Raw genomic sequence first — 24,452 nt, 5'->3', positions numbered from 1 at the left:
ATGATTTACGAGATTTGCACCCAGACTGACCCGGGGTTAACTCGGGACAATAACGAAGACGCGGTGACTTTCGATGCCGCTACCAACCTCTGCATTCTGGCCGACGGCATGGGTGGCTATAACGCTGGAGAAATAGCCAGCGGTATGGCCACCGCCTTCATCAAGTCGGAGTTGGGACGATGGTTGTCCCAAGCGGGAAAAAACGCCAACGCCAAGGAGGTGCGACGCGCCATGGAAATTTGCGTTGAAAATGCCAACCATTCCATTTTCAATGCGGCCAACTCCAACCCTCAATATTCCGGCATGGGCACCACACTGGTTGTCGGTGTGTTTCAGGGCATGCGCCTGATGCTGGGCCATATCGGTGACTCGCGCTGTTACCGTCTGCGGGGAACTCAGTTTCAGCAGATATCCAAAGACCACTCACTGCTGCAGGAGCAGATAGATGCGGGGCTGATCACACCTGAACAAGCGCTCACTTCGGTGAACAAGAACCTGGTCACGCGGGCTCTGGGGGTCGAGGATGCGGTGTTGCTGGAAGTCAACGAACACCGGGTGGAGTTGGGTGATATATATCTGATGTGCTCTGATGGCTTGTCCGACATGATCACCGACGAAGCGATTGCAGCTATTCTATTGGGATCGAAATCGCTCGATCAGATCGCCAAGCAACTTGTTATTGCGGCCAATAACGGGGGGGGGCGGGATAATATTTCAGTCCTGCTGACACAAGCCAAGGAAGCCTCGGTTAAACGCGGACTACTATCAAGAATGTTGGGAAAATAGCCATTGAGAGCTAAATTAAAAAATGACAGGAGTCGGCCATGCCGAAAATGATCGTCTCTATTGACGGTGTCGTCATCAAGGACGTGCAACTGACCAAGGACCGTACGTCTTTGGGTCGGCGGCCTTACAACGACATCGTCATCGACAACCTGGCCGTCAGTGGCGAGCACGCGGTTCTGCAAATGTCGGGCAATGAAGTGTTTGTCGAAGATTTGAACAGCACCAATGGCACCTATCTCAACGGCAAAGCCGTCAAAAAGCAGCAACTGAGCAATGGTGACATTGTCGAGATCGGCAAGTACAAGATCAAGTATGTGAATGAAGCCACAAGCGCGGGCTTCGAGAAAACGATGATCATCAAGGCGGGTTCGGCGGGCTTGGCCGCACCGGCAGCCCATGCGGTTGCGCCCTCTCCGGTGGATGGGGGCACGGGCCGTGCGGCCATCAAGGTGATGTCGGGCGCAGCGGCTGGCCGGGAGGTCGCGCTGGTCAAGGTCGTCACCACCATTGGCAAACCGGGCGTGGCGGTTGCCGCCATTACCAAAAGGCCTCAGGGTTTTGTTGTTGCGCATGTGGAAGGCGAAAACCGACCTACCCTCAATGGGGCGTCCATTGGTGCGGAGCCAGTCCCGCTTAAAAACGGTGATCTTCTGGAGCTGGCAGGCACACAAATGCAGTTTGTGCAGCATTGATCCAGGTGGTTGTGTGGCGTTGACCGGAACACCGACTTTAAGCGCCGCACTCTGAGAGGCCCTATGCGACTTCTTTTTCGGCACTGGCGTCGCATTGCTGTCACGCTGATCCCGCTGATTTTTGCATTGCTGCATGCAGGTGGCGTGCTTCGGCTGGATGTTCTGCAGCGGTTTGACGACATTCTTTACGATGCCCGGCTTCGCGCCACCATGCCCAAAACGCTCGACGAGCGCATCGTCATTGTGGACATTGACGAAAAAAGCCTCGCAGAGGTGGGCCGCTGGCCCTGGGGGCGCAACAAGCTGGCTGATTTGGTGGAAGAATTGCTGGACCGCCAGCAAGCGGCCATGCTCGGTTTTGACGTAGTTTTTGCGGAGGCCGATGACAGTTCCGGCTTGAAGCGGCTCAGGCAGCTGGCGCAAAACGAAATGAAGGACCAGCCGGCATTTGCCGACAAGCTTGGCCAGATACAGGACAGTCTGGACTACGACGCTGTCTTTGCAAAATCAATCGCCAAGCGCCCGGTGGTTCTGGGTTATTACTTCACAAGTGACCGGGATGGACGGGTCAACGGCCTGTTGCCGGCCCCGGTGATGGACCGCGAGGCGATGAAAGGCCGACTTATCAAGGTCACCAGCTGGAGCGGCTACGGCGCCAATATTGACGCGGTTGCCAAGGCGGCGCCGATGGCGGGCTTTTTCAACTCCATTACCGAGGGGGATGGCGTTGTTCGCTCCATCCCTTTGGTGGCCGAATACAAAGGCCAATATTACGAATCTCTGTCGTTGGCGATGTTTCGCATGCTGATCGGTTTGCCGGGCGTCGAGCCTGGGTTTCCGCAGGAAAGATTTTTGACCCGCAATTACCAGAGCCTTGAGAGCATTCTGCTCAAGCAGGGCAACAAGACGCTGGCTATTCCTGTCGACGACCGGGTGGCAACCTTGGTGCCTTTTCGGGGGCCGGGTGGCGCCAGCGGCGGCTCTTTCAGGTACATCTCGGCCTCCGATGTGCTCGCTAAACAGGTAGCGCCGGGCCAGCTAAAGGACAAGATTATTCTGCTGGGCACCACCGCGCCGGGTTTGCTCGATTTGAGGGTGACGCCTGTCGGGGAAACCTTTCCGGGCGTGGAGACCCACGCCAACGTGATTTCGGGTTTCCTCGATGGCAAGGTGTTTGTCAAGCCGGATTACGCGGTGGGGTATGACGTACTGATTCTGATTTTGTCCGGGCTGACACTGGCATTTGCGCTACCCCTGCTGTCCGCCCTCAAGGCCGTAGCAACCAGCGTGGGCATGGTCGCCTTTCTGGTCGGCCTCAATTTCTGGTTGTACTCCGCGTATGGACTGGTGTTGCCACTGGCCACCGCGCTGGTGATGGCGCTGACCGCCTTTGCGTTGAACATGAGTTATGGCTACTTTGTCGAAAGCCGTTCCAAACGCGAATTGGCCCATTTATTTGGCACCTATGTGCCGCCTGAGCTCGTCGATGAAATGGTCAAAGACCCTGACAGCTACAGCATGAAGGCGTCGGCCAAGGAGCTGACGGTGATGTTCTGTGACATGCGCGGTTTCACCAAAATGTCCGAGACTATGGAGCCCACGCAACTCCAGGCATTGCTCAATAATGTTTTCAGCAGGCTGACTGACCTGATCCGCAATAACCGAGGCACCATTGACAAATACATGGGGGATTGCGTGATGGCGTTTTGGGGCGCACCCGTGGAAACGCCGGAGCATGCCGGTCTGGCGGTCAAAACCTCCATCGAAATGGCCCATGCGATTCGCCAGCTTAACGAAGAACACCGCGCCCAAGGGTTACCGGAAATCGGCATAGGCATCGGGTTGAACACCGGGAGCATGTGTGTCGGCGACATGGGCTCCCACATCCGGCGCAGCTATACCGTGATTGGCGACTCGGTCAATCTCGGTTCGCGCCTGGAGGGGTTGTCCAAAATCTATGGGGTTGATACCGTGGTCAGCGACTCGACCCGCAAGCTCGCCACAGCGTTTGCCTGGCAAGAGCTGGACAGGGTGCGGGTCAAGGGCAAGGATCAGGCGGTGGCCATTTTCTGCCCGCTGGCGCCGTTGGGCCTGCTCGATGCGCGAACAGGTGCCGAGTTGAGGGAGTGGGCTTTGGGCCTCAAGGCCTACCGCGACCAGGCCTGGGACGCTTGCGATGTGCATTTGCTCAACTTACAGCGTATGAATGCGCAAAAGTACCTTTACCGCTTGTACGCAGAGCGTGTAGCCTCCATGCGATTGCTACCGTTTGATCCCGAATGGGACGGCGCAACCAACTTCGAAACCAAATAAGCGCAGCATGTCGGCGCATCAAGCGTAAAAACCATGAAAGTACGTGTACTGGGTTGCTCCGGGGCTATCGCCAAAGACTGCCGAACCACGTCCTTCCTGCTCGATCATGACGTGCTGGTCGATGCCGGGACGGGGGTTGGTGATCTCACGCTTGATGAGATGCGCGGCATTGACCACGTTCTGCTCACCCATTCCCACCTTGATCACGTTGCGGCGCTGCCGCTGATGGTCGACGCGATTGCGGCCCAGCGGACAAGTCCGATACAGATTCATGCGCTGCAGGGCACGATAGATGCGTTGAGGGCACATATCTTCAACAACACCATCTGGCCTGATTTCTCGAAAATACCGACGCCTGAGGCACCTTTTATCAGCTTCCACCCGTTGGCGATTGGACAGACACTGTTGCTCGCCGGAAAATTTGTGGAAGTACTGCCTGCGGTTCATACGGTGCCGGCGGTCGGTTATTCGGTGGCTGCTGGCGCTGGCTGCTGGGTGTTTACCGGTGACACTGAACGCAACCCCGCGCTTTGGCAACGTATCAACCAGCTCAACGTCGCCATGCTGGTGATCGAAACTGCCTTCAGCAACAGGGAGCGCGACTTGGCCAGGCGCAGTTTGCATCTGTCGCCCCATGCGCTTGCCAGCGAGCTCGACTGCATCGACAAAGGCAAAAATTACCCGATTTACATCACCCATACCAAGCCGGCAGAAACCGATTTGATCATGGCCGAAATCCAGCGCTTCGACAAGACGGCGCCGTTTGGTCCCAACGTCACCCACGACATACGCTGGTTGCGCGCGGGTCAGGAGTTTGAACTATGAGCGCCGTCGTACAACGAGACCACGAAGACGATTTCTTCAACTCTCAGATGCTTCCGCCGCAGGAGCGGGGAGTGACTTTTGAAGCGCTGTATTTTCGCCAGTTGCAACTGGTGACCAACCGGATTCACGAGACCGAAAACATCGACCAGATCATGCTGGACGCGAGCCAGGACATCTGCAAGCTCTTCAACGCAGACCGGCTTACCCTGTATGCCGTCAACGAGGACCGCACGTCAATTGTTTCCAAAGTCAAGACGGGCCTCAATACCAGCCGGGACCTCAAGCTGCCCATCAGCGCGCAAAGCATTGCGGGCTATGTGGCGCTGTCGAAGGCCATGGTGAACATCGCCGATGTGTATGACGATGAAGCACTCAAGAAAATCCATCCCAAGCTGAGTTTCCTGCAAGAGGTGGACAAACGCTCCGGCTACCGCACCAAGCAAATGCTGGTTGCCCCGGTGATGAATGGCAGTACCCTGTATGGGGTTCTCCAGGTCATCAACAACCGAAGCGATCAACCGTTCGCCAAGCTTGAGGAAGATGGCGCGCAGCAGTTGTGCAAGACCCTGGGCATTGCGATTCGTCAGCGTCTGCAGAAGGTGGAGGATGGCCAGCGGCGCAGGGCGACGAAATACGATGGGCTGGTGGCCGACGGCGTGTTGTCGCAAGATGAATTGCTGCAGTGTGTGCAGAAAGCCCGTGAAGAAGTGCAGTCGGTGGAGCATCTGTTGATGGCGGACTATCGGATCCGGTCGGCACAAATAGGCGCTTCACTGGCTAAATTCTTTGGCGTGCCTTATGAAACGTTCAACGCCGGGCGCATTCGTTCAGAGATGCTGCATGGCTTGCTCAAGCGGCATTTTGTCGAGCAGCAAGGCTGGATGCCGCTGGAAGAAACTCCCGAGGGCCTGATCATCATGTGTGTTGACCCCGAGGCCGTGCGCGGCGCACGGGTCGTTCCTCAGGTGTTTCCGAAAAACAGCAAGTTTTCCTACTGCGTGACGACGCAAACTGAATTTGACGAAACGCTGAACCAGCTTTTCGGTGCAGGAAACGAAGGGGGCTCCATCGATCAGCTGCTGGCTGACATGGACTCGCCGCTTGAAAATGATAGTGGCGACGATTCTGCCCTGGAGTCTGCTGCTGCCGATAACGAGCTGGTCAAGTTTGTCAACAAGGTCATCATTGATGCGTACAAGCAGAAGGTGTCCGACATCCACATCGAGCCCATGCCTGGCAAGGCAAAGACCGGCATTCGTTTCCGCATTGATGGCACCCTGCAGCCCTACATCGAAGTGCCGGCACAGTTTCGCCAGGCCATGGTGACCCGGCTCAAGATCATGTGTGATCTCGATATTTCGGAAAAACGCAAGCCGCAGGACGGCAAGATCAAGTTCAAGAAGTACGGCCCGCTTGATATCGAATTGCGCGTAGCCACCATTCCCTCGGCCGGCGGCGTGGAAGATGTTGTCATGCGCATATTGGCAGCGGGCGAACCCATTCCGCTGGAAAAGCTCGGCCTGACCACGCACAACAGGGAGCGACTGGAAAAAACCGTGACCAAGCCCTATGGCCTGTTTTACGTGTGCGGTCCCACTGGCTCGGGCAAAACCACGACCTTGCATTCCATTTTGAAATTCCTCAATACGCCGGATACCAAAATCTGGACCGCTGAGGACCCGGTGGAAATCACGCAGAAGGGCCTGCGCCAGGTTCAGATCAACAAGAAAGCCGGCATTGATTTCGCGCTGGTCATGCGCGCCTTTCTGCGTGCTGATCCGGACATCATCATGGTCGGCGAGTCACGCGACAAGGAAACCGTTTCGATGGGTGTGGAGGCCTCCTTGACAGGGCACATGGTGTTTTCAACCCTGCACACCAACTCGGCGCCGGAGTCCATCACGCGATTGCTGGACATGGGCATGGACCCCTTCAATTTTGCCGATGCCCTGCTGGGCATTCTTGCGCAACGGCTTGCGAAAAAACTTTGCGATTGCAAGCTGGCCTACCAGCCGGATTCACAGGAGCTGAAGGACTTCATCAAAGAATACGCTGAAGAACTGCGCAACACCGACGCCTGGAAGAGCGACCCTGGCGGAGCAGCGCAAGAACTGCTCGACGATTGGATGGAGCGTTATGGCCAAGACGGCAAACTCACCCTTTACCGTGCGGTGGGCTGCGACAAGTGCAACCGGACCGGCTACAAAGGGCGCATCGGCCTGCACGAGTTGATGATTGCCGACGATGCGGCAAAAAAGCTGATTCAGGAACGGGCGCGGGTCGCTGAGCTTTTTTCAGCGGCGGTCAACAGCGGAATGCGTACCCTCAAGATGGACGGCATGGAGAAGGTGTTGATGGGGCTGACGGACATGAAGATGGTCCGGTCAGTCTGCATCAAGTGACAAAACTGTCGCCCCCGGCCCCCTGGCCGACGAGAAAGGTCAACTTAGGCGGCCTTTCCTTGGTGAATATCGGCTAAATTGAGCATTTCTACGCATCCTACGGTGTGGGCATGAAAACTGCTCATATGTTCATCGCTTTTCTCAACCAAGGAGTTTTTCATGAAGCTTTCCGTGCAAAAGGGTTTCACCCTCATCGAGTTGATGATTGTTGTGGCAATCATCGGTATTTTAGCGGCGGTGGCTTTGCCTGCTTATCAGGACTACACCATCCGGGCCAAAGTGACCGAAGGTATCGTACTGGGCAGCTCGTTGAAGGTCGTCGTGGCAGACAATGCTTCGAATTCCACCCCCGCTGCCAGTGGTGGGTTTTTCGCCGGCATGACAACGGGTACTGCCGCTGCGGCGACGGTATGTAATGCAGCTGGTAATTGCATCATGCAGACGCCAGCGGCTGCTGGGCTGACTAAGAACGTGCTGAACATCACCGGAGCAACGGCCACCGGGCTGATTACTGTGGCATATCAAGCCGCTCTTGTTCCTGCGCTTACCAATACCCTGCTCATGAATCCTTCTTCAAATGGTGCTTTGCTGACCGTGGGTACTCCTCCAACAGGTGCCCTCGTCTGGACATGCTACACCGCCGGTAAGGGTGGAGTCGACGGTTTCGCAGGCACCGCTGCCGCCACGATGCTTGGCAAATTCGCACCCGCCGAATGCCGTTAAGCCTGTAAACAGGATTGCATCCTTGCAAGAAGGCCGCCGTTGCGGCCTTCTTGCATTGGGTGGCTTGGTTGTGCCTGCGCGCGCGCATGGCAGAATCGAATAACGTTTATTTCCTTGAGCGACTTGCAGAATTCAAAACCGCCGCAGCCCGCGCTTTTGCTCTTTGCGCGGGTTGTGGTGAGTTGCGCGACAAGGAGAGCGTGTCCACGGGCATGGACCCTTTCAACTTTGCCGACGCCCTGCTCGGCATATTGGCCCAGCACCGGACAAAAAAATTGTGCGACTGCAAAGAGGCTTATTACCCCGACGCAGAAGAAGTGAAAACCTTCATGGCCGAATACGCCGAAGAGCTTCGCCATTCGTCGGCCTGGAAGGCGGACCCTGCGGTCGGGACAAAAAAATCTACGACGGCTGCGTTCGACTGTATGGCGAGAGCGGCAAGCTCAAAATATGCCGGGTGGTGGGCTGCGACAAGTGCAACCAGACCGGCTACAAGGGACGGATTGGCCTGCATGAGCTCATGATTGCCGACGATGCCGCTAAAAAAATCATTCAGGAAAGAGCTTAGGGATGCTCTGCGTAACTCGCGCTGCAGCGGGAGTTGAACGGCAAGAATTCACACGATGAAACCTGAAGTGCGTTTTCACTGATTTCCTGAGCACATTTGCTTTGGTTCGAGGCCTTTTCAGGCTGCTGGTGGGCGTTTGCCCGCATTGCAAACGCACTTATCCCAGCGCTCCCCGAAGAACTCGCCTTCTGGCCATCCACAAATTGCTCAAGGCAAACAGCGTGACCAGTTGCGCCGTCTTCTTGGCCAGTCCCTTGTAGCGGACCTTGGTAAATCCGAACTGGCATTTGATGACTCTGAAGGGATGCTCCACCTTGGCGCGCACACTGGCTTTGAGCTGCTCAGCCTTGTCCAGCAGGTCTCCCCAGGGCGAATGCTTATCCAGTGCCCGGCGTTTGCCCGGACGCATGGCCACATGCCAGTCCACGCCCGTCGCTTCAGCACGCTTCGTCGCCCCTTGGAGCCTGCGTCAGCAAACACCACAGTTTCCTTGCCGTGCAGCAAGCCGTGTCCTTGGGTGACGTCGTTGACGTTGGCTGCTGTGCCGATGACGGTGTGTACCAGTCCAGAGTCAGCATCGACACCAATGTGGGCCTTCATCCCAAAGTGCCACTGGTTGCCTTTCCTGGTCTGGCGCATCTCGGGGTCACGCTTACCGCGGCTGTTCTTGGTCGAACTCGGCGCGGCGATCAAAGTGGCATCCAACACCGTACCGGTCTTGAGCATCAGGCCCTTGGTGGCCAAGGTGGCATTGATGGTGGCCATGATTTGGATACTCAGGTTGTTCTCTTCAAGCAAGTGGCGAAACCGCAGAATGGTGGATTCGTCAGGCAACCAGGTGATGCCTGCGTCCAGTCTGGCGAACTCGCAGTACAGCGGCACGTCGTGCAGGGCTTCTTCCATGGCCGGGTCAGACAAACCGAACCGCTGTTGCATGAAGTGAATGCGCAGCATGGTCGACACCGCAAAGGGCGGGCGTCCTGTCTTGCCCGTCGGCCCATGCGGCTCAATCAATCCAACCAGTTCGGCCCACGGCACCACCAGATTCATCTCATCCAGAAACTTGCGCTTGCGCGTGCGCTTGGCCACAAGTTCAAATCCGGTGGCGGCAAGGCCTATTTGTTTCATCAACACTCAACGTCTGGTCGGCCTATTGGGCTGACTTATGCAGAGAATCCCCAGGTGGCCGAGCTGTTTTCTGCTGCTGTCAACAGCAGCATGCGGACGCTGAACATGGACGGGATGGAAAAAGTACAGATGGGGCTGACTGATTTGAAGATGGTGTGATCAGTTTGTATCAAATGACAAAAATGTCTGGTCGTTTTTGCATCTTGACGGAAATGGTAACTTCTCTCTCACAGATGTAGCCTGATTGGGCTAATTTTTGGGGGCTTAGAGGGTGGCATGAAAACTGCCTATTCACTCCGCAAGTTTCTCAACCAAGGAGTTTTTATGAAGCGTTCCATGCAAAAGGGTTTTACCCTGATCGAGTTGATGATTGTTGTGGCAATCATCGGTATTTTGGCGGCGGTGGCTTTGCCTGCTTATCAGGACTACACCATCCGGGCCAAAGTGACCGAAGGTATCGTGTTGGGTAGCTCGCTGAAAGTCGTCGTGGCAGACAATGCTTCGAATGCCACCCCCGCTGCCAGTGGTGGATTTTTCGCCGGCATGACAACGGGTACTGCCGCTGCGGCGACGGTATGTAATGCAGCTGGTGATTGCATTATGCAGACGCCAGCGGCTGCCGGGCTGACGAAGAACGTGCTGAACATCACCGGAGCAACGGCCACCGGGCTGATTACGGTGGCGTATCAAGCTGCTCTTGTTCCTGCACTTACCAATACCCTGCTCATGAACCCTTCTTCAAATGGTGCTTTGCTGACCGTGGGTACTCCTCCAACAGGCGCTCTCGTCTGGACTTGCTACACCGCCGGTAAGGGTGGAGTCGACGGTTTCGCCGGCACCGCTGCCGCCACGATGCTTGGCAAATTCGCACCCGCCGAATGCCGTTAAGCCTGTAAACAGGATTGCATCCTTGCAAAAAGGCCGCTGTTGCGGCCTTTTTGCTTTTGTGGCCCTGGTTGCATGCACATACGCATGGCAAACTCAAGCCTTGTTTCTTTTCTTGTGGGGGTGACTGAATGAGTCTTCGCGTTCGCGCTTCAGGACTGCACTTTCTCATCAGCGCCGGCATTGCGCTGCTGGCCAGCCTGCTCGTTTTTCTGGTTTGGTATCCATCGCCGTACTCAACACTGGCCGGCGGCTTGGCCTTGTTTGCCATGCTGGTGGGCATTGACCTTGTGTTGGGCCCGGTTTTAACGGCATTGGTGGCCAATCCGTCCAAACCGCACGCCGAGTTGCGGCGTGATATCGCTCTGATTGTCCTGGTGCAACTGCTGGCGTTTGGCTATGGGATGTACACCATCGCCATCGCGCGCCCGGTGCATCTGGTGTTTGAAGTAGACCGGCTCCAGGTGGTGACGGCCGCCGATATAGAGCCCTTGCAGTTGGGCCAGGCGCTTCCCGAGTATCGCCAACTGCCGTGGACCGGTCCGACCTTGCTTGCCGCTCGAAAATCCGCGAGCCAGCAAGAGATGTTGCGCGGCCTGGATTTGGGCATGCAAGGGCTTGATCTCGCCATGCAGCCCGAGCGCTGGGTCAGCTACGCGTCCTATGCAGATGCGGTTTTCAACAAGGCACGTCCTGTGAAATTGCTGCTTGAAAAATTCCCTGAGCAGGCTGACGCCGTCCGTGCCGCAGCCGCGCGTCACGACGTGGCGCCAGAAAACATGCGCTTCCTGCCCATGACGTCCCGCCACGCAAGTGGCGTCGCCCTGCTTGCTCTCCCCGATGCACGCATCCTGGGGTATTTGCCAGTAGACGGTTTTTTCTAGTGGTGCCACTGGCTTTGGAGGCTCGCCTGTGAACCTCCGCGTCTCGATCCTCTGACATTATTTTGATGTTGCCCGTCGTCGCGTTCAGTTTGCTGGTCCTGCCTTGGTTAAATCCGTTTGCGCCAGGGCCCTCGCCTGCTGTGCTGCCATGGCTGTTTTCTTGGGGCTGTTTTGCCGCATTGGCAGGGATGTGGGGTGTTCACCATGAGCGCCCAAGTGCCCGAAGCTGGGCACCCGTCATTGCTGAGGCCTGGCTGCTTGCAGGGGCGCTCAGTAGCGTGATCGGTTTGTGCCAGTACTTTGGGGTGGCGGCCTACTTTTCACCCTGGATGAGCTTGCCCAGCACGGGGGAGGCGTTTGCCAACCTGCGTCAGCGCAATCAATTTGCGAGCCTGACCAATCTGTCTCTGGTGGCGCTGGTGTGGTTGGTGGCAACCAGCCGCGTTGCGCCACATCGAAAGTGGTTGCCGCTGCTTGGCGCGGCTTTGTTTGCGGCCGGCAATGCCGCCTCGTCGTCACGGACCGGTTTGCTGCAGCTATTCTTGCTGTGCGTGTTGTGCGGTGTGTGGGGTGCATGGCGTCAGCCAGCTGCACGGCGGGTATTGCTGACGGCGGTGTTCATTTATGCGCTTGCGCTGCTGGCCTTGCCGTGGCTGGCGGGGTTCGAGTTGCAGGGACAAGGTGCGCTTGCCCGCCTGCGGGACGGCGATGCGGGTTGTACCAGCCGCCTAACGCTCTGGTCCAACGTGCTGCACCTGATTGCCCAAAAGCCATGGCTTGGCTGGGGTTGGGGTGAACTCGATTATGCGCACTACACGACCCTGTATGCCGGCCAGCGCTTTTGCGACATTCTGGACAATGCGCACAACCTGCCTTTGCATTTGGCGGTGGAGTTGGGCATTCCTGTGGCGATGCTGTTTTGCGGTATCGCCGGTTGGCTGGTTTTGCAGGCTCGGTCCTGGTGTGAAACTGATCCGACGCGCCAAATGGCCTGGGGCGTACTCGCGATTATCCTGCTGCACAGCCTGCTTGAATACCCCTTGTGGTATGGACCGTTTCAAATGGCCTTCGGCCTGTGTGTGTACCTGCTCTGGACAACGCGACAGCGACATGACCCCACATCGCCCCCGCAAGCAGGCGTCGAAACAAGCCAGGTGCGTGTCAATTATTTTCTGGCCGCGACAGCGGCGCTGATGCTGACGGTGGCTGCCTACGCCGCCTGGGATTACCGCCGGGTCAGCCAAATTTATCTGGTGCCGGCCCAGCGCGATGCCGCTTATCGCGAAAACACCTTGGAGAAAATTCGTGACACGTACTTGTTCCGGCACGAGTTCGACTTCGCGGCGCTGAGTCTGACACCGCTGACCCCCGCGAATGCGCTACAGATCTACGCGCTGGGCATTGAGTTGCTGCACTACTCGCCCGAGCCCAGGGTGATCGAAAAGGTGATTGAAAGTGCCGTCATGCTGCGGCGCGACGATGAAGCCTTGCTGCACCTGGCCCGCTACCGTGCGGCCTTCCCGAAAAACCATGCGCAATGGCGTCGGGCCCAGATCATACCGACCGGACCGGCGAATTGAGACTGGCGTGCCCTCACGCCGTGGCCACAAAACTGCCTGATTTACCACCGTGTTTTTCCAGCAATTTGACATCGGTGATGACCATGGCTCGGTCCACCGCCTTGCACATGTCGTAAATTGTCAGCAATGCTATTTGTACTGCGGTTAATGCTTCCATCTCCACACCGGTGGGGCCGACGGTTTCAACGGTGGCGAGGCAGCTGATGCTGGCCCCATCGGCGCTGAACTCAAGCGCCACGCGGGTCAAGGCCAGTGGGTGGCACAGCGGAATCAGGTCGCTGGTTTTTTTAGCGGCCATGATGCCGGCAATTCGAGCGATCCCGAGTACGTCGCCTTTTTTTGCCGTGCCGTCGAGGATGATGGCCAGGGTGGCAGTCGTCATGAAAATACGGCCTTGTGCCACCGCGACCCGGTGTGTGTCGGGTTTTGCGGCGACATCCACCATGTGCGCCTGGCCTTGCCCATCAAAATGCGTGAGTGTTGAAGTTGTGGTCATACTGTTACGAAACCTTTACAAGCATCCTTCATCATAAGAGCATGTTCATCACGTCCCAGGTCATCGCGCTGGACAGACCGGCGTGACCCAAAGCCCCGTTCAGGACCTGCCGGTGTTGTTGACGCCGCGTTGGCGTCGGCGCCGGGTGCTGGCCGGTCCGGTGGCGGCCTTGCTTGATCTGAACACTACCGGGGTGATTGCCTTTGTTTCCATTGACTCCTTCCGAATTTATCAAGAAAAAAATGCCTCTAGCCCATAGTTTATATGCGTTAGCCGCTATATTTTTGATAGCATTTGCTGGTCTTTCGCAAGCCCAGGCGCCGGTTCGTTCCGGCGGCTCCTTGCCCGTGCTGGGCGATACATCGGAGTTGCCGGCCAGTGCGGAGAGACGCCTGGGCGACCGGATCGCCAGCAGCATTTACCGCGACCCGGATTACCTGGACGATCCGGTGCTCGGCGACTACCTGCAAAGCATCTGGCAGCCCCTGATGACGGCAGCGCGCGCCCGCGGCGAACTCGGTGTCGAGCTGGAGGAGCGCTTCGCCTGGGAGGTCATGCTGATACGCAACCGCACCATCAATGCCTTTGCCTTGCCTGGCGGTTATCTGGGCGTGCACCTCGGCCTGATTGCTGTCGTGGAAAGCCGGGACGAGCTGGCCTCCGTGCTCGCGCACGAGTTGAGCCATGTGACGCAGCGGCATATTTCCCGCCTGATGAGCAAGCAGAGCCAGCAAATGCCGTGGGTGCTTGCCGCCATGATCCTGGGCATGATGGCCGCCAGCAAAAATGCCGATGCCGCGAACGCTGCCATCGCCGGGGGGCAGGCGATCGCGGTGCAGAACCAGCTCAACTTTTCCCGTGACATGGAACGCGAGGCCGACCGGGTGGGTTTTGGCGTGATGGCCGATGCCGGCTTTGAAAAGCAGGGTTTTGCGACCATGTTTGACAAGTTGCAGCAGGCCTCGCGGCTCAACGACAACGGCTCATATCCCTACCTGCGCAGTCACCCCCTGACCACGGAGCGCATCGGTGACGCCAAAGGCCGGTTGCAGCTGGAGGGACCTGCACCCCCTTCGGTTTCCGGAGAGGGCGGCCGCGCGCGCGTGGTTCACGCGATGATGGCGGCGCGCGCTCGCGTGCTGGGTGATGCCAGTGTGGATGCCTTGCGCCTGTTGTTGGCCGAGGCGCAGCGCGTTCCCTCATCTGCAGCCGAGAGTTTGAAGCCGCGAGATGCGGGCGCTTTGTACGCGGGCGCTCTGGCGGCCGCCCGCCTGCGCGAGCACACCCAGGCACGCAGCCTGACCGACAAACTGAAAACAGCGGCGGCCGGAAGTCCATCGATGGCCAATGCGCTTGAACTGTTGTCGCTGGAAATTGATATTGCAGCGGGGCGTGCGGCGCAGGCCCCCAAACTGGTCACCGGTAACAGCCGGGCGGCGGTCCTGCTGCAGTCGCAGGCCGACCTGGCGGTGGGTCGCCCGCAGGATGTGTCGGACCGCCTGCAGAGCTGGGTCAGCACCCATCCCAAAGATGCGATGGCCTGGCAGCTGCTGGCGACGGCCCAGGGTCAGCAGGGACAGACCCTCCGGGCGATTCGGGCTGACGCAGAAAGCCGCGTGGCACAACTTGACTACGGCGCAGCGCGGGACCGCTTCAAGGCGGCGCAGGACCTGATGCGCAGCGGGCGCGACACCGGCTCCGGCGCCAGCGCGCACATTGACGGCTCGATCATTGATACCCGTGCGCGCGAAATCGACCAGTTACTTCGCGAACAGGCGCTCCAGGAGAAACTCGATCGCTAGCTGCAGCAGTGAGTAAATCAGCGAACCAATCAGGGCCGCCACGAAGCCAGTGACATGCAGGCCGCTGAGCAGGCTGGCCGCCGCCCAGAACATCAAGGCGTTGATGACGAACAGGAACAGCCCCAGCGTGACCAGCGTCACCGGCAACGTCAGCAGTACGAGGATCGGACGCACGACGGTGTTGAGCGCGCCCAGCACTGCCGCCGCGAGCAGCGCAGCGGGGACGCTGGTGACGGTGACACCGGAATATAGATAAGCCACCGCCAGCAGGGCGGCAGCGCTGAGAAGCCATTTGATGATGAGTTTCATGGACGCAAGAATAGCACCCGCGCCGCTTGCTGGCCGGCAAGACAAAGAGGCCCTTCCGGGAGATATCCGCTCGATTCAGTCCGCCGTCAGCAACATGCCGGTGCTTGCCATCATGGCGACATAACTCCACAGACCCCGCACCTCCGGCGGGTGCTGGCGCGTGACCGGTTGATATTCGTTGCCGACTTTGGGGCGGCGCGCGTCCAGCACGCGACTTGCACCATATTGCGCCATCAGTGCCTCCGTCAAATCGCACAGCGGACCGCTGGCGACCTGGGTGATCACCGAGTCGCCGGGGCCTTGCAGCCGGGGAACGACCTGAGAAAAGACTTTGTTGGCCCACTTGCTGCGCCAGCTCTGGCGTGCACTGTGCGTAACCCATTTACTTACGTGGTGGGTGACTCGGGGGGCACAGCCGACCACGATCCAGCGGACGGGGCTACGTGACTTGCCCACCGGCAGCATGGGCGTCAACATCGTCAACGCATAGGCGGCCTCGTCGACGTACACAATCATGTTGTCCATAAAGTTTCCCCGGTTGTGCGTGTTCGTGCGGACTCTCTAGCGCCCAGGCTGCGATGCAACGGCCGGTCGGACCGCCGCATCTTGCCCAGTGATGGTTTATTCTGCAACCAACTTGTTGTCATCGGAGGTTTTGCGGCGACGGGTCGCCCACCATCCGGCGCCCAGCACGCCGGCGACGGCCAGGGCGTAGGTGCCCCACTCGGCCAGGCGGTGCAGGGTCGCAGCGCCCACGGCCGAGTCAGGTCCACCGTAGATGACATCCAGCAGCGGTTCGCTGACAACCATACTTGCAGCTGTGAAGGCTAGAACCGCAGCACCGATGTTGATGATCATAGGGAAGCGCTCGACCAGCTTGAGCACCATGGTGCTGCCAAACACCACGATCGGGATGCTGATCAGCAAACCGATGACCACCAGGTCAAACGAGCCGTTGGCCGCGCCGGCCACACCCAATACGTTGTCCACGCCCATCAGCGCATCGGCGATCACAATGGTTTTCATAGCCCCCCAAAAGGTGCTGGCCACCGGGCCGTCGTGTTCCTTGTCACCCTGGTCTGCCAGTAGTTTGTAGGCAATCCAGAGCAGGCCCAAGCCGCCAACCAGCATCAGGCCCGGAATCTTGAGCAGCCAGACCACACCGACGGTCATGACCGAGCGCACAACGATGGCGCCGACGGTGCCCCAGGCAATGGCTTTTTTCTGCAGGTGCGGCGGCAGGTTGCGCGCCGCCAGAGCGATCACGATGGCGTTGTCGCCGGCCAGGACCAGGTCAATCAGGATGATGGCCAGCAGGGCAGACCACCAGGGTGTTGAGAATAATTCCATTTCACACTTTCACGTCAGGTTGCGACATGGAAATCCGGCGGGCGGACTTCCGGCTTCGTTAAAAACCAGACAAGGTTGGAGAGGGGCGGAATGGTTGCCGCGACGCCTCGATCAAACCTGTTCAGGTTTCAATCGAAGGTCTGGCTCGACATGCAATGCGCTGCATGCCCAGCAAGCCGGAAGTGTGAACTTCGTAATGACGACTTGCTGAACGTCTGGCGGCGGGACGATCCCGATCGGGCCGGACGAGGGAGTTACTCCCCTTCGGAATCCTGTATTTGACAACAAATTGCAAATTTTTGCAAAAGTTAGGCGGGTCGTGGCGGGAAAAGAGCCCGGGATACGGCATGGACGCAGGCTTGGCCTATCATTCGTGGCCTGGGAGCCTGGGCGGAAACAAGCCGACACCGCTTTGAAGCGCCGCCTGGTTTTTCAGCTTCGATTTTTCTTTTTTCGATTGCATCGCCCCGCATGCCTGGCATCCACATCACCGACATTGAAGCCGCCATCAACCACTGGCGCGAGAAAAAACCTTCGCCCGACGGCGTCACACTGGCGCCCGAGTTGCGGGCACTGGCCGAGGTCTATGCGCTGATGGTTTTCTACCATGAGGATGAGGCCGACGAGACGGGTTTTCCGCCCAAGGCCATGGCGGCCTGGCGCGCCTGGTACGACACCACCGCCGACACGCCCTGCATCGCCATCTGCTCTACCAGCCAGGGCGACGACCTGTGCAAAGGCTGCGGCCGCACTTTTGAGGAAGTCCAGCACTGGCCCGAGATGAACCCGGTAGAAAAACGCGCCACATGGCGGCGCATCACACAGGAAGACACCGCCTGGCGCTTTGGCCGTTATGCTGACCGTGCGCTGGAAAAAAAGGACGCACCGCCAGATTCGGCTTGAGCAGAATCTTAGAGCCTTTTCGGCCTCTAGCCCTTATCGAATGGGCGCAAGCAGCTATCAATTCAGGAGTACAGGAGTAAACTTGGGCCTGTCCCCACTATTTATGCAAGATGCGTTGCGAGTCAAAAAGGTCATGCGCGAGGCGCAAAAAGCAGCCTGGCCGGCGCCCGGCCAGGCTTTGCAACACTGCGCATGGCCTTTTTGGCCGCAACCCGAAGGGAACGGGGGTGAGAACAGCGCCACTCGTTGTTGCACTCCTAACCCACACGCCCGGTCTGGGTGTCGCCGCGCGCCTAGATTGCCACTGTTTTCACCCCGTTCGAACTTGTATAAATAGTGGGAACAGGCCCTAGATGCTCCGACTTGCCCGCGCGCCCAATATTGCCATTGCAGCACTGTGGACCGATGCCTTGCAGCAGGCCGGCTTCTCAGCCAGTGTGCAGCGCTATTTCCTCAGCAGCGTCGCCGGCGAACTGCCGCCCGACCAGTGCCAGCCCGAAATCTGGCTGGCCCATGATCATGAAAAACCACGCGCCGAACTGCTGCTGCAGAGCCTGCAGAACCCGCCGCAGCGGCACTGGCTGTGCGCGTGTGGCGAAATGGTCGAGGGCGGCTTTGAAGAGTGCTGGAACTGCGGCGCCAGCATGCCGGCCGTCTAGTCTTGTCGGATACAGCGCGACGCTATGAAACCAAGCCGGGGCCGCGGGTCCGGCTCTGCCGGCTCGCAGGCGCAGCGGCCCCCTCGGGAAGCAGGGCGCTACACGAAGTGCGACCGTGGGGGCTAGTCAGACCCGGTTGGCAAGTTCGGCGGCCTTGCCGGTGTAGCTGGCCGGCGTCATCGCCAACAGGCGGTCTTTCTCGGCCTGCGGAATCTCCAGGGAGCGAATCAGCCCGTGCAGGGCTTCGGCGGTCACGGTTTTTCCGCGTGTGACTTCCTTGAGCTTTTCGTAGGCGCCCTGCACGCCGTAACGCCGCATCACGGTCTGGATCGGCTCGGCCAGCACTTCCCAGGCGCTGCCCAAGTCCTCGTCCAGCGCCTCGCTATTGAGCTCGAGCTTGCCCAGGCCCAGGCTCAGCGAGCTGTAGGCCAGAACCGCGTAGCCGAAGGCCACGCCCATGTTGCGCAGCACCGTGCTGTCGGTCAGGTCTCGTTGCCAGCGGCTGATAGGCAGCTTTTCGCTGAGGTGGCGCAGCAGCGCGTTGGCCAGGCCCAGGTTGCCTTCGGCATTCTCGAAATCGATCGGGTTGACCTTGTGCGGCATGGTACTCGAACCAATCTCACCGGCTTTGAGCCGCTGCTTGAAGTAGCCCACGCTGACATAACCCCAGATGTCGCGCGCAAAGTCGATCAGGATGGTGTTGGTGCGGGCCACCGCGTCGAACAGCTCGGCCATGTAGTCGTGCGGCTCGATCTGGATGCTGTAGGGCTGGAAAGTCAGGCCCAGGCCCAGCGGCTCGGGCGACTCGATAACGCGCCGACTCAGCGCTTCCCAGTCGAACTCGGGCCAGGCCGACAGGTGGGCGTTGTAATTGCCAACTGCGCCGTTCATCTTGGCCATCAACTGCACCCCAGCAATGCGTTGGCGCGCCACGTCCAGGCGGGCGACCACGTTGGCGATCTCCTTGCCCACCGTGGTCGGGCTGGCGGTCTGGCCGTGGGTGCGGCTGAGCATCGGCTGGTCGGCATACCGATGCGCCATCTCGCGCAACTGGGTGATGACCTTGTCGAGCGCCGGAAGCAGCACCTGCTCGCGGCTGCTTTTGAGCTGCAACGCATGGCTGGTGTTGTTGATGTCCTCGCTGGTGCAAGCGAAATGCACGAACTCGCTGGCGCTCTGTAACTCGGGCCTGGCCTCGAATTTCGATTTGATCCAGTACTCCACGGCTTTGACGTCGTGGTTGGTGGTTTTTTCGATCTCCTTGATGGCCGCCGCATCGGCTTCGGAGAAGTGTTTGACCAAGCCCAGCAAGTAAGTGCGTGCTCCAGGCGTCAGCGGTTTGAATTCTGCAAATCCGGCATCCGACAGCGCGATGAACCAGGCGATTTCAACCTGGACGCGGCGGTGCATGTAACCGAGTTCCGACATCAGCGGCCGCAAAGGCGCCAGTTTGGCGGCGTAACGCCCGTCAAGCGGGGACAAGGCGGAGATGGTGAAGCTGGTGGACGGGTTCATGCCCCAATTGTAGGCGGCTCGCCTGTGCATCTACGCGACGGTTTGGCGAGTTTCAGCGGCTAACGGTTACCGTTAGGGGCTTACTCGATAGAATGCAAAAGACACCCCATTCCTGCCCACGATACAAAACCAAAGCTATGAAACTCATCGGATCCAACGGCAGTCCCTATGTGCGCAAGGTGCGCATTGTGATGGCCGAAAAAAAGCTCGACTACCACTTCGTCATTGAAGACGTCTGGGCGGCCGGCACCAGCATGTCCGAGTCCAACCCGCTGGGCAAGGTGCCCTGCCTGGTCATGGAAGGCTCCAACGGCTCTGAAGAAGCTGTTTTCGACTCGCGCGTGATTGTTGAATACCTCGAAACCCTGTCGCCGGTCGGCAAGCTGATTCCGGTACAGGGCCGTGAGCGCGCCGAGGTGAAAACCTGGGAAGCGCTGGCCGATGGCCTGATGGACGCGGCCATTCTGGCGCGGCTTGAAGCCACCTGGTCTGGCCGCACCGACAAGCAGCGCAGTCAGGAGTGGATAGACCGCCAGATGAAAAAAATTGACGACACCGTGCAGGCCATGAGCACCGGACTGGGCGACAAGCCGTTTTGCAGCGGCATTCACCTGAGCCTGTCGGACATCGCTGTCGGCTGTGCGCTCGGCTACCTGGATTTCCGTTTTGCGCAGATCGACTGGCGCACGCCGCACCCGAATCTGGCCCGGCTGTATGACAAGCTCGTGCAGCGTCCGAGTTTCATCGACACTCAGCCCTCCTGAGTTTCAAGAGTAAAATCGGGCTGTGGCCCATGTCTGATGGGCGCAAGCAGCTATCAAATCTGTAGCGGTTGCAGACTCCGCGACCAGCCGGGGCTGGTGCCTGCGGCTCCAAACCTGCTTGAGCAGGTTTGGACAGGCGTCAGAAGCGAAGCCTCTGGCGAGCGGCGGCCTGCAAGGTGCAGAGAGCTACACGCAGTGAGCGAACGTGGCGGCTAACCAGCCACCCGCTTCTTGAGCCAGCGCATCAAGCTGCCCACCAGTGGCAATTTTTCGTAGAGTTCTTCCGCCGCATCCCAGTAGTCGCGGTGGTAGCTGACCAGACCCGCCTCGTTGAACTTCAGGTGAGCGCTGCCGCGAATCGTTTGCTTCATGGTCGGCTGCTGCTCCTTGAAGTAAAACTCGAAGTCCCAGGTCAGGAAACATTGCCCAGCTTCTGACACCTGGCTGGTCACCACAAAACGCGGCCTGTCCACCGCCACATACATGTGGTTGAAGATGTGCTGCACCTGCGCCAGGGTGCGCACTTCGTTGAACGGATCCTTGAAATACACATCGGCCGAATAAAACTCGTCCATGCGCGCCACCTGGTCCGGGCTCAGGGTTTCAAAAAAGTGCACCAGGCGCTCAGTCACAGATTGGGTCATCTCACAGACCGGTGAATTTCCGGATCGCCGGGAAGTACAGCGCATAGGGCAGCACGCGCAGCGTTTTCATCCAGCGGGTAAAGCGTTTGGGAAAATGGATTTCAAATTCTCCACGCGCCCAACCGGCCAGAATTTCGGTGGCTGCCTTGTCCGGGCTGATCAGCGCCGGCATGCTGAATTGATTTTGTGCGGTCAGGGGTGTTTCCACAAAACCCGGGTTCACGATGCTCACACCGACGCCGCTGGGCTGCAGGTCAACATGCAGCGTTTCGGCGAGGTTGATCAGCGCGGCTTTGGTCGGGCCATAGGCCAGGCTTTTCGGCAGGCCGCGGTAGCCAGCGACGCTGCCGACCAGGCTGATGTGGCCGCTGCCGCGCTGGAGCAGCGCGGGCAGCACCGCATCGAGCAGGTAAAGCGCACCGGTGTAGTTGACCTGCTGGTGCTTGAGCATTTCTGCCAGGTCAAACTCGGTGGCGCGTAACTCGCGGTAATAACCTGCGCAATACATCAGCAGGTCGAGAGGGCCCTGGGCCAGAACGGTTTGTGCGGCCATGTTTACCGCCGCCGCGTCAGACGCATCCAGGGGCAGGGCCAGCGCGCCTGCGTGACCCCGCACAAAGTCCTCAAGTGCCTGCGCATTGCGGGCAGACACCACCACCCGCGCGCCGCGCGCATGCAGCGCATGCGCGGTGGCCTGGCCGATGCCGCTGGAGGCGCCAACCAGCCAGACGGTTTTGCCGTGCCAGTCTTTCAGAGGGGGGTTGTGAGACATGCTGACTTTGTTATAAAAATGATAGCTGCTTGCGCTTGCTGGGTATGGGCTACAGGTCTTTTTTGCTTAAATTAAGAAGTGGCCTGTCAGCGCTTGACGAAAGACAGCGTGACCTCGCCCAGCTTGAAGCCAAACTTGCTCATGACCGCCTTGTTGAGCATCACCTTGTCGGTCATCAAATACATCCAGTCGTCGAACTGCACCTCAATCACGCGGCCATCGACGGGCAGTTTGAGCGTGTAGCCCCAGCGGAAGGTGTTGCCTTTTTCCTCGCCGAGCGCCTGCCCGGCCACATCAGCGGCCGTGCCGGTGTACTTGCCGTCTGGCGTGCGTTTGAGCGTCCAGATGCGGCGGTCGGTGCTGCCGTCCGAATAGGTGAATATTTCGTCGAGCACGCCGGTCTCCGCGCCCGGCGGACCCTGCCAGGTGCAGGTCATCACCACGGTGAAACGCTTGACCACCTTGCCGGAGCGATCGGTGAACACGCCGTACGCATCGACGGTGCCTTTGAAGTACTGGCGCATGTCGAGCACCGGCTTTTCGGCGGCGTAGTCGCTGATTTGCGGGCCGGCGCAGCCTGCGATGCCGGCCAGCAAGGGGAGACACAGCGCCAGGGTAGCAGCGCCCTTGAGGAGAAAACGGTTCACGGCTGGACCTCTTGTGGATGTTTGATGATCAGAAAATAAAGACAGGCGGCGGCCGCCAGCTTGAGCAGGCAGGGCAACACGCAATACGCCACCAGCAACGCGTCCAGCGCCTGGGCATCACGCGCGCCGGGGGCATAACCGAACAGGGCGAGTAGCGGCAGCGCCAGCCCGGCGGCCAGCGCCAGATTGAGCTTGATCGCAAAATTCCACCAGCCGAAGTAGGCGCCCTCGGCGCGGCCGGACTGGCCGTTGGCCTGGATCACGCCGGCGAGCAGTGCGCCCGGCAGGGCCAGATCGGTGCCCAGCGCGATGCCCGAAAGCGCGCAGACGATCACAAAGGCGGTGGTCTGGCCAGCGCCCACCTGTGTGGCCCAGCCAAAGGTGGCGATCGCCAGCCCCATGCCAAGTAGCCAGGCCGGTGCCAGGCCGATGCGTTTGACCACGGCCAGCCACAGCGGGATGGACAGCGCGGCGGCAAGGAAGTAGCTGCCGAGGAACAGTGGCTCCATGGTTTTCGGCGCTTGCAGCCGGTCCTGGATGAAAAACAGCACCAGCGTGGCCGGCACGGCACTGGCGATGCCATTGAGCATGAAGACCACCAGCAGTCGGCGAAAGCCCACATGCTGAAACGGCAGCCAGATGGACGTGCCTTCGCCGGCATGCAGCGCGGGTTGCGGCAGGGGGCGCTCGGCGCGTGTCCAGGCCAGCCAGCCCAGCGCCAGCACGACAAAAAACAGCGCGGTCGTGGTCGGCAGGCCGAAAGCCACCGGCGTGACCGAAGCCAGCACCACGCCGATCAGCCCCAGGCCTTCGCGCCAGGCCACGATGCGGCTGCGCTGGCGTTCGTCACCGCCAAGCATCGCGCCCCAGGACTGGTGCGACACGCTGAGGGCGCTGTAGCCGGCATAGGTCAGCATCAGCGTCGCGCTGGCCCAAGTCACCAGCGCGGTCGGCGTGTCGACCAGCGGGAAGAACAGCAGCGCAAAACCGACGGCCAGCAGCAGCGCGGCGATCGCGCCCATGCCGAGTACGGCGCTGGGTGAACGTGCAAACAGCCGGTCGCTCAGGCGGCCCAGCAGCGGATCGATCAGCGCGTCGAACAGGCGCGCGCCCAGCAGCACTGCGCCCAGCGTGGCCAGCGGCACGCCGAACTCTAGTGCGTAGTGGTTGGGCAAAATCACATACAGCGGCAGCGCCACAAAGGCCAGCGGCAGGCCCAGCAGGCCGTAAGCCAGGCCGTTGCGCGTGCCAAAAGGGTTGCGGGCGCTAGGGCTCAAGGGCCCGCCCCCGCCAGCAGCGCGCTGCGCAGGCCGGGCTCCGAGGTGGTGGGCGCCAGCCAGATGCCAAAAAACAAGCGCGCAAATTCGGTATCGCGGATCTCACCCAGAGGTTTGCCGTTCATCCAGAACGAGGCGCCCACGCCGGGGCGGTGCACCCCCATCACGCGGTCGCCTTTTTTGACATCGGGCAACACCCGTGCCATGGCCGCCATCCATTTGTCGGCCTGTTCATCACTGATGCTGGCAGACCGCCGCATTTCGGTGATCGAACGCTCAGCCACGGCCTGGCTGAGGAAGCCGCGCAGGTAGGCCAGCTCCAGCGCCAGCGGCTGAGCCGTGAAGCTGCTGGCCGCGAAGCCGGGGTTGGCCCACAGACGGGCGTCATAGACCTGAAAACCCCAGACGGTCAGACGTCCCTTGCCAACCAGCTGCGCTTGCGGAAGGGCTTGCTGCAATTCCGCGCGTGTATCGTCGGCCGCGGTCTGCGCCCAGGCTGGGCCGGCCCAGCCGGTCAGCAGCATCAGG

At 59.5% G+C, this 24,452-nt stretch carries 26 protein-coding genes and 1 pseudogene; 15 read left to right on the top strand and 12 right to left on the bottom strand.

What is annotated here, in order from left to right; genetic code table 11:
- From IEX16_RS03120 to IEX16_RS03095, 6 genes are all read left to right on the top strand, one after another.
- Complete coding sequence (locus tag IEX16_RS03120) at window positions 1-786, top strand: Stp1/IreP family PP2C-type Ser/Thr phosphatase (protein ID WP_188706519.1); 786 nt, start codon at window positions 1-3, stop codon at window positions 784-786.
- A 38-nt stretch (window positions 787-824) separates the two neighbouring features.
- Window positions 825-1,478 carry an FHA domain-containing protein gene (locus tag IEX16_RS03115; protein ID WP_188706517.1) on the top strand — a complete coding sequence of 218 codons (654 nt, stop codon included), beginning with the start codon at window positions 825-827 and terminating at the stop codon, window positions 1,476-1,478.
- A 63-nt stretch (window positions 1,479-1,541) separates the two neighbouring features.
- Window positions 1,542-3,791, top strand: coding sequence for a CHASE2 domain-containing protein (locus tag IEX16_RS03110; RefSeq protein WP_188706515.1), 2,250 nt, complete (start codon window positions 1,542-1,544; stop codon window positions 3,789-3,791).
- Between the two features lie 33 nt (window positions 3,792-3,824).
- The gene (locus IEX16_RS03105) at window positions 3,825-4,616 is read left to right on the top strand and encodes a 3',5'-cyclic-nucleotide phosphodiesterase (protein ID WP_188706513.1); all 792 of its coding nucleotides are present in this window, start codon (window positions 3,825-3,827) and stop codon (window positions 4,614-4,616) included.
- The gene (locus tag IEX16_RS03100; protein ID WP_188706511.1) at window positions 4,613-7,018 is read left to right on the top strand and encodes a GspE/PulE family protein; all 2,406 of its coding nucleotides are present in this window, start codon (window positions 4,613-4,615) and stop codon (window positions 7,016-7,018) included. The genes IEX16_RS03105 and IEX16_RS03100 overlap by 4 nt, the downstream gene beginning before the upstream one ends.
- 159 nt (window positions 7,019-7,177) lie before the next feature.
- Entirely contained in the window at window positions 7,178-7,741 is a 564-nt protein-coding gene (locus IEX16_RS03095) for a pilin (RefSeq protein WP_188706509.1), read from the top strand.
- Here IEX16_RS03095 and IEX16_RS03090 read toward each other — a convergent pair.
- Window positions 7,738-8,100: a hypothetical protein gene (locus IEX16_RS03090; protein ID WP_188706507.1), complete on the bottom strand. Its 363-nt coding sequence runs from the start codon at window positions 8,098-8,100 to the stop codon at window positions 7,738-7,740. The two genes, IEX16_RS03095 and IEX16_RS03090, sit on opposite strands and share 4 nt — an antisense overlap.
- Here IEX16_RS03090 and IEX16_RS20415 point away from each other — a divergent pair.
- Window positions 8,019-8,309, top strand: a complete 291-nt coding sequence (locus tag IEX16_RS20415; RefSeq protein ID WP_444543966.1) for an ATPase, T2SS/T4P/T4SS family — start codon at window positions 8,019-8,021, stop codon at window positions 8,307-8,309. The two genes, IEX16_RS03090 and IEX16_RS20415, sit on opposite strands and share 82 nt — an antisense overlap.
- Before the next feature lie 157 nt (window positions 8,310-8,466).
- Here IEX16_RS20415 and IEX16_RS03085 read toward each other — a convergent pair.
- Window positions 8,467-9,359 (bottom strand): annotated as a pseudogene (locus tag IEX16_RS03085) (IS5 family transposase).
- A 354-nt stretch (window positions 9,360-9,713) separates the two neighbouring features.
- Between IEX16_RS03085 and IEX16_RS03080 the strand changes: the two are divergent.
- The 3 genes from IEX16_RS03080 to IEX16_RS03070 all read left to right on the top strand — a co-directional run bounded on the left by IEX16_RS03080 (window position 9,714) and on the right by IEX16_RS03070 (window position 12,786).
- Window positions 9,714-10,325 (top strand): pilin, encoded by a 612-nt coding sequence (locus IEX16_RS03080; protein ID WP_308421318.1) that lies wholly within the window; start codon window positions 9,714-9,716, stop codon window positions 10,323-10,325.
- Between the two features lie 128 nt (window positions 10,326-10,453).
- Entirely contained in the window at window positions 10,454-11,206 is a 753-nt protein-coding gene (gene tfpZ, locus IEX16_RS03075; protein WP_188706504.1) for a TfpX/TfpZ family type IV pilin accessory protein, read from the top strand.
- A gap of 329 nt (window positions 11,207-11,535) precedes the next feature.
- Window positions 11,536-12,786: a PglL family O-oligosaccharyltransferase gene (locus tag IEX16_RS03070; protein WP_229676144.1), complete on the top strand. Its 1,251-nt coding sequence runs from the start codon at window positions 11,536-11,538 to the stop codon at window positions 12,784-12,786.
- Window positions 12,787-12,799: 13 nt separating this feature from the next.
- Here the strand turns inward: IEX16_RS03070 and moaC are convergent, their stop codons facing one another.
- On the bottom strand, window positions 12,800-13,282 hold the full coding sequence (moaC, locus tag IEX16_RS03065) for a cyclic pyranopterin monophosphate synthase MoaC (RefSeq protein ID WP_188706500.1): 483 nt from the start codon (window positions 13,280-13,282) through the stop codon (window positions 12,800-12,802).
- Window positions 13,283-13,364: 82 nt separating this feature from the next.
- On the opposite strand from moaC, the gene IEX16_RS03060 reads away from it, so the two are divergent.
- Together IEX16_RS03060 and IEX16_RS03055 are read left to right on the top strand one after the other, a co-directional pair.
- Window positions 13,365-13,541: a hypothetical protein gene (locus tag IEX16_RS03060; protein WP_188706498.1), complete on the top strand. Its 177-nt coding sequence runs from the start codon at window positions 13,365-13,367 to the stop codon at window positions 13,539-13,541.
- Complete coding sequence (locus tag IEX16_RS03055; RefSeq protein WP_188706496.1) at window positions 13,525-15,084, top strand: M48 family metalloprotease; 1,560 nt, start codon at window positions 13,525-13,527, stop codon at window positions 15,082-15,084. The genes IEX16_RS03060 and IEX16_RS03055 overlap by 17 nt, the downstream gene beginning before the upstream one ends.
- Here IEX16_RS03055 and IEX16_RS03050 read toward each other — a convergent pair.
- The 3 genes from IEX16_RS03050 to IEX16_RS03040 all read right to left on the bottom strand — a co-directional run bounded on the left by IEX16_RS03050 (window position 15,043) and on the right by IEX16_RS03040 (window position 16,743).
- Window positions 15,043-15,393: a phage holin family protein gene (locus IEX16_RS03050; RefSeq protein ID WP_188706493.1), complete on the bottom strand. Its 351-nt coding sequence runs from the start codon at window positions 15,391-15,393 to the stop codon at window positions 15,043-15,045. The genes IEX16_RS03055 and IEX16_RS03050 overlap by 42 nt on opposite strands.
- 75 nt (window positions 15,394-15,468) lie before the next feature.
- The gene (locus IEX16_RS03045; RefSeq protein WP_188706491.1) at window positions 15,469-15,918 is read right to left on the bottom strand and encodes a hypothetical protein; all 450 of its coding nucleotides are present in this window, start codon (window positions 15,916-15,918) and stop codon (window positions 15,469-15,471) included.
- A 96-nt stretch (window positions 15,919-16,014) separates the two neighbouring features.
- A complete protein-coding gene (locus IEX16_RS03040) occupies window positions 16,015-16,743 on the bottom strand; it encodes a TerC family protein (RefSeq protein ID WP_188706489.1) in 729 nt (242 codons plus the stop codon).
- 471 nt (window positions 16,744-17,214) lie between these two features.
- Between IEX16_RS03040 and IEX16_RS03035 the strand changes: the two genes are divergently transcribed.
- Entirely contained in the window at window positions 17,215-17,646 is a 432-nt protein-coding gene (locus IEX16_RS03035; RefSeq protein WP_188706487.1) for a DUF3717 domain-containing protein, read from the top strand.
- A gap of 353 nt (window positions 17,647-17,999) precedes the next feature.
- Window positions 18,000-18,305 (top strand): DUF2007 domain-containing protein, encoded by a 306-nt coding sequence (locus tag IEX16_RS03030; protein WP_188706486.1) that lies wholly within the window; start codon window positions 18,000-18,002, stop codon window positions 18,303-18,305.
- A 126-nt stretch (window positions 18,306-18,431) separates the two neighbouring features.
- Here the strand turns inward: IEX16_RS03030 and purB are convergent, their stop codons facing one another.
- Window positions 18,432-19,820: an adenylosuccinate lyase gene (purB, locus tag IEX16_RS03025; RefSeq protein ID WP_188706484.1), complete on the bottom strand. Its 1,389-nt coding sequence runs from the start codon at window positions 19,818-19,820 to the stop codon at window positions 18,432-18,434.
- A gap of 137 nt (window positions 19,821-19,957) precedes the next feature.
- Here purB and IEX16_RS03020 point away from each other — a divergent pair, with 137 nt between their 5' ends.
- Window positions 19,958-20,584: a glutathione S-transferase family protein gene (locus tag IEX16_RS03020; protein WP_188706482.1), complete on the top strand. Its 627-nt coding sequence runs from the start codon at window positions 19,958-19,960 to the stop codon at window positions 20,582-20,584.
- A 212-nt stretch (window positions 20,585-20,796) separates the two neighbouring features.
- On the opposite strand, the gene IEX16_RS03015 is transcribed toward IEX16_RS03020, so the two are convergent.
- The 5 genes from IEX16_RS03015 to IEX16_RS02995 all read right to left on the bottom strand — a co-directional run bounded on the left by IEX16_RS03015 (window position 20,797) and on the right by IEX16_RS02995 (window position 24,448).
- On the bottom strand, window positions 20,797-21,228 hold the full coding sequence (locus IEX16_RS03015) for a nuclear transport factor 2 family protein (RefSeq protein WP_188706479.1): 432 nt from the start codon (window positions 21,226-21,228) through the stop codon (window positions 20,797-20,799).
- Between the two features lies 1 nt (window position 21,229).
- Entirely contained in the window at window positions 21,230-22,000 is a 771-nt protein-coding gene (locus IEX16_RS03010) for an SDR family NAD(P)-dependent oxidoreductase (protein WP_188706477.1), read from the bottom strand.
- 86 nt (window positions 22,001-22,086) lie between these two features.
- The gene (locus tag IEX16_RS03005; protein ID WP_188706475.1) at window positions 22,087-22,647 is read right to left on the bottom strand and encodes a DUF3833 domain-containing protein; all 561 of its coding nucleotides are present in this window, start codon (window positions 22,645-22,647) and stop codon (window positions 22,087-22,089) included.
- Complete coding sequence (locus IEX16_RS03000; protein ID WP_188706473.1) at window positions 22,644-23,924, bottom strand: MFS transporter; 1,281 nt, start codon at window positions 23,922-23,924, stop codon at window positions 22,644-22,646. Before IEX16_RS03000 ends, IEX16_RS03005 begins: the two co-directional genes overlap by 4 nt.
- Window positions 23,921-24,448, bottom strand: coding sequence for a chalcone isomerase family protein (locus tag IEX16_RS02995; protein ID WP_188706470.1), 528 nt, complete (start codon window positions 24,446-24,448; stop codon window positions 23,921-23,923). The genes IEX16_RS03000 and IEX16_RS02995 overlap by 4 nt, the downstream gene beginning before the upstream one ends.
- Between the last annotated feature and the right edge of the window lie 4 nt (window positions 24,449-24,452).

The sequence above is a fragment of the Polaromonas eurypsychrophila genome (assembly GCF_014641715.1).
Taxonomy (GTDB): Bacteria; Pseudomonadota; Gammaproteobacteria; order Burkholderiales; family Burkholderiaceae_C; genus Polaromonas; species Polaromonas eurypsychrophila.
Note: the sequence above shows the minus strand (reverse complement) of the source record. Positions and strands in the feature narration are given on the sequence as shown.

Coding starts and splice junctions, on each gene's coding strand:
- IEX16_RS03055 (WP_188706496.1), top strand. CDS start 13,525: ATGCCTCTAGCCCATAGTTTATATGCGTTAGCCGCTATATTTTTGATA.
- IEX16_RS03080 (WP_308421318.1), top strand. CDS start 9,714: ATGAAAACTGCCTATTCACTCCGCAAGTTTCTCAACCAAGGAGTTTTT.
- IEX16_RS03100 (WP_188706511.1), top strand. CDS start 4,613: ATGAGCGCCGTCGTACAACGAGACCACGAAGACGATTTCTTCAACTCT.
- IEX16_RS03090 (WP_188706507.1), bottom strand. CDS start 8,100: ATGGCGAAGCTCTTCGGCGTATTCGGCCATGAAGGTTTTCACTTCTTC.
- IEX16_RS03120 (WP_188706519.1), top strand. CDS start 1: ATGATTTACGAGATTTGCACCCAGACTGACCCGGGGTTAACTCGGGAC.
- IEX16_RS03050 (WP_188706493.1), bottom strand. CDS start 15,393: ATGAAACTCATCATCAAATGGCTTCTCAGCGCTGCCGCCCTGCTGGCG.
- IEX16_RS03095 (WP_188706509.1), top strand. CDS start 7,178: ATGAAGCTTTCCGTGCAAAAGGGTTTCACCCTCATCGAGTTGATGATT.
- moaC (WP_188706500.1), bottom strand. CDS start 13,282: ATGACCACAACTTCAACACTCACGCATTTTGATGGGCAAGGCCAGGCG.
- IEX16_RS03035 (WP_188706487.1), top strand. CDS start 17,215: ATGCCTGGCATCCACATCACCGACATTGAAGCCGCCATCAACCACTGG.
- IEX16_RS03045 (WP_188706491.1), bottom strand. CDS start 15,918: ATGGACAACATGATTGTGTACGTCGACGAGGCCGCCTATGCGTTGACG.
- IEX16_RS03040 (WP_188706489.1), bottom strand. CDS start 16,743: ATGGAATTATTCTCAACACCCTGGTGGTCTGCCCTGCTGGCCATCATC.
- IEX16_RS03070 (WP_229676144.1), top strand. CDS start 11,536: ATGAGCTTGCCCAGCACGGGGGAGGCGTTTGCCAACCTGCGTCAGCGC.
- tfpZ (WP_188706504.1), top strand. CDS start 10,454: ATGAGTCTTCGCGTTCGCGCTTCAGGACTGCACTTTCTCATCAGCGCC.
- IEX16_RS03015 (WP_188706479.1), bottom strand. CDS start 21,228: ATGACCCAATCTGTGACTGAGCGCCTGGTGCACTTTTTTGAAACCCTG.
- IEX16_RS03110 (WP_188706515.1), top strand. CDS start 1,542: ATGCGACTTCTTTTTCGGCACTGGCGTCGCATTGCTGTCACGCTGATC.
- purB (WP_188706484.1), bottom strand. CDS start 19,820: ATGAACCCGTCCACCAGCTTCACCATCTCCGCCTTGTCCCCGCTTGAC.
- IEX16_RS03115 (WP_188706517.1), top strand. CDS start 825: ATGCCGAAAATGATCGTCTCTATTGACGGTGTCGTCATCAAGGACGTG.
- IEX16_RS03010 (WP_188706477.1), bottom strand. CDS start 22,000: ATGTCTCACAACCCCCCTCTGAAAGACTGGCACGGCAAAACCGTCTGG.
- IEX16_RS02995 (WP_188706470.1), bottom strand. CDS start 24,448: ATGCTGCTGACCGGCTGGGCCGGCCCAGCCTGGGCGCAGACCGCGGCC.
- IEX16_RS03030 (WP_188706486.1), top strand. CDS start 18,000: ATGCTCCGACTTGCCCGCGCGCCCAATATTGCCATTGCAGCACTGTGG.
- IEX16_RS03020 (WP_188706482.1), top strand. CDS start 19,958: ATGAAACTCATCGGATCCAACGGCAGTCCCTATGTGCGCAAGGTGCGC.
- IEX16_RS03105 (WP_188706513.1), top strand. CDS start 3,825: ATGAAAGTACGTGTACTGGGTTGCTCCGGGGCTATCGCCAAAGACTGC.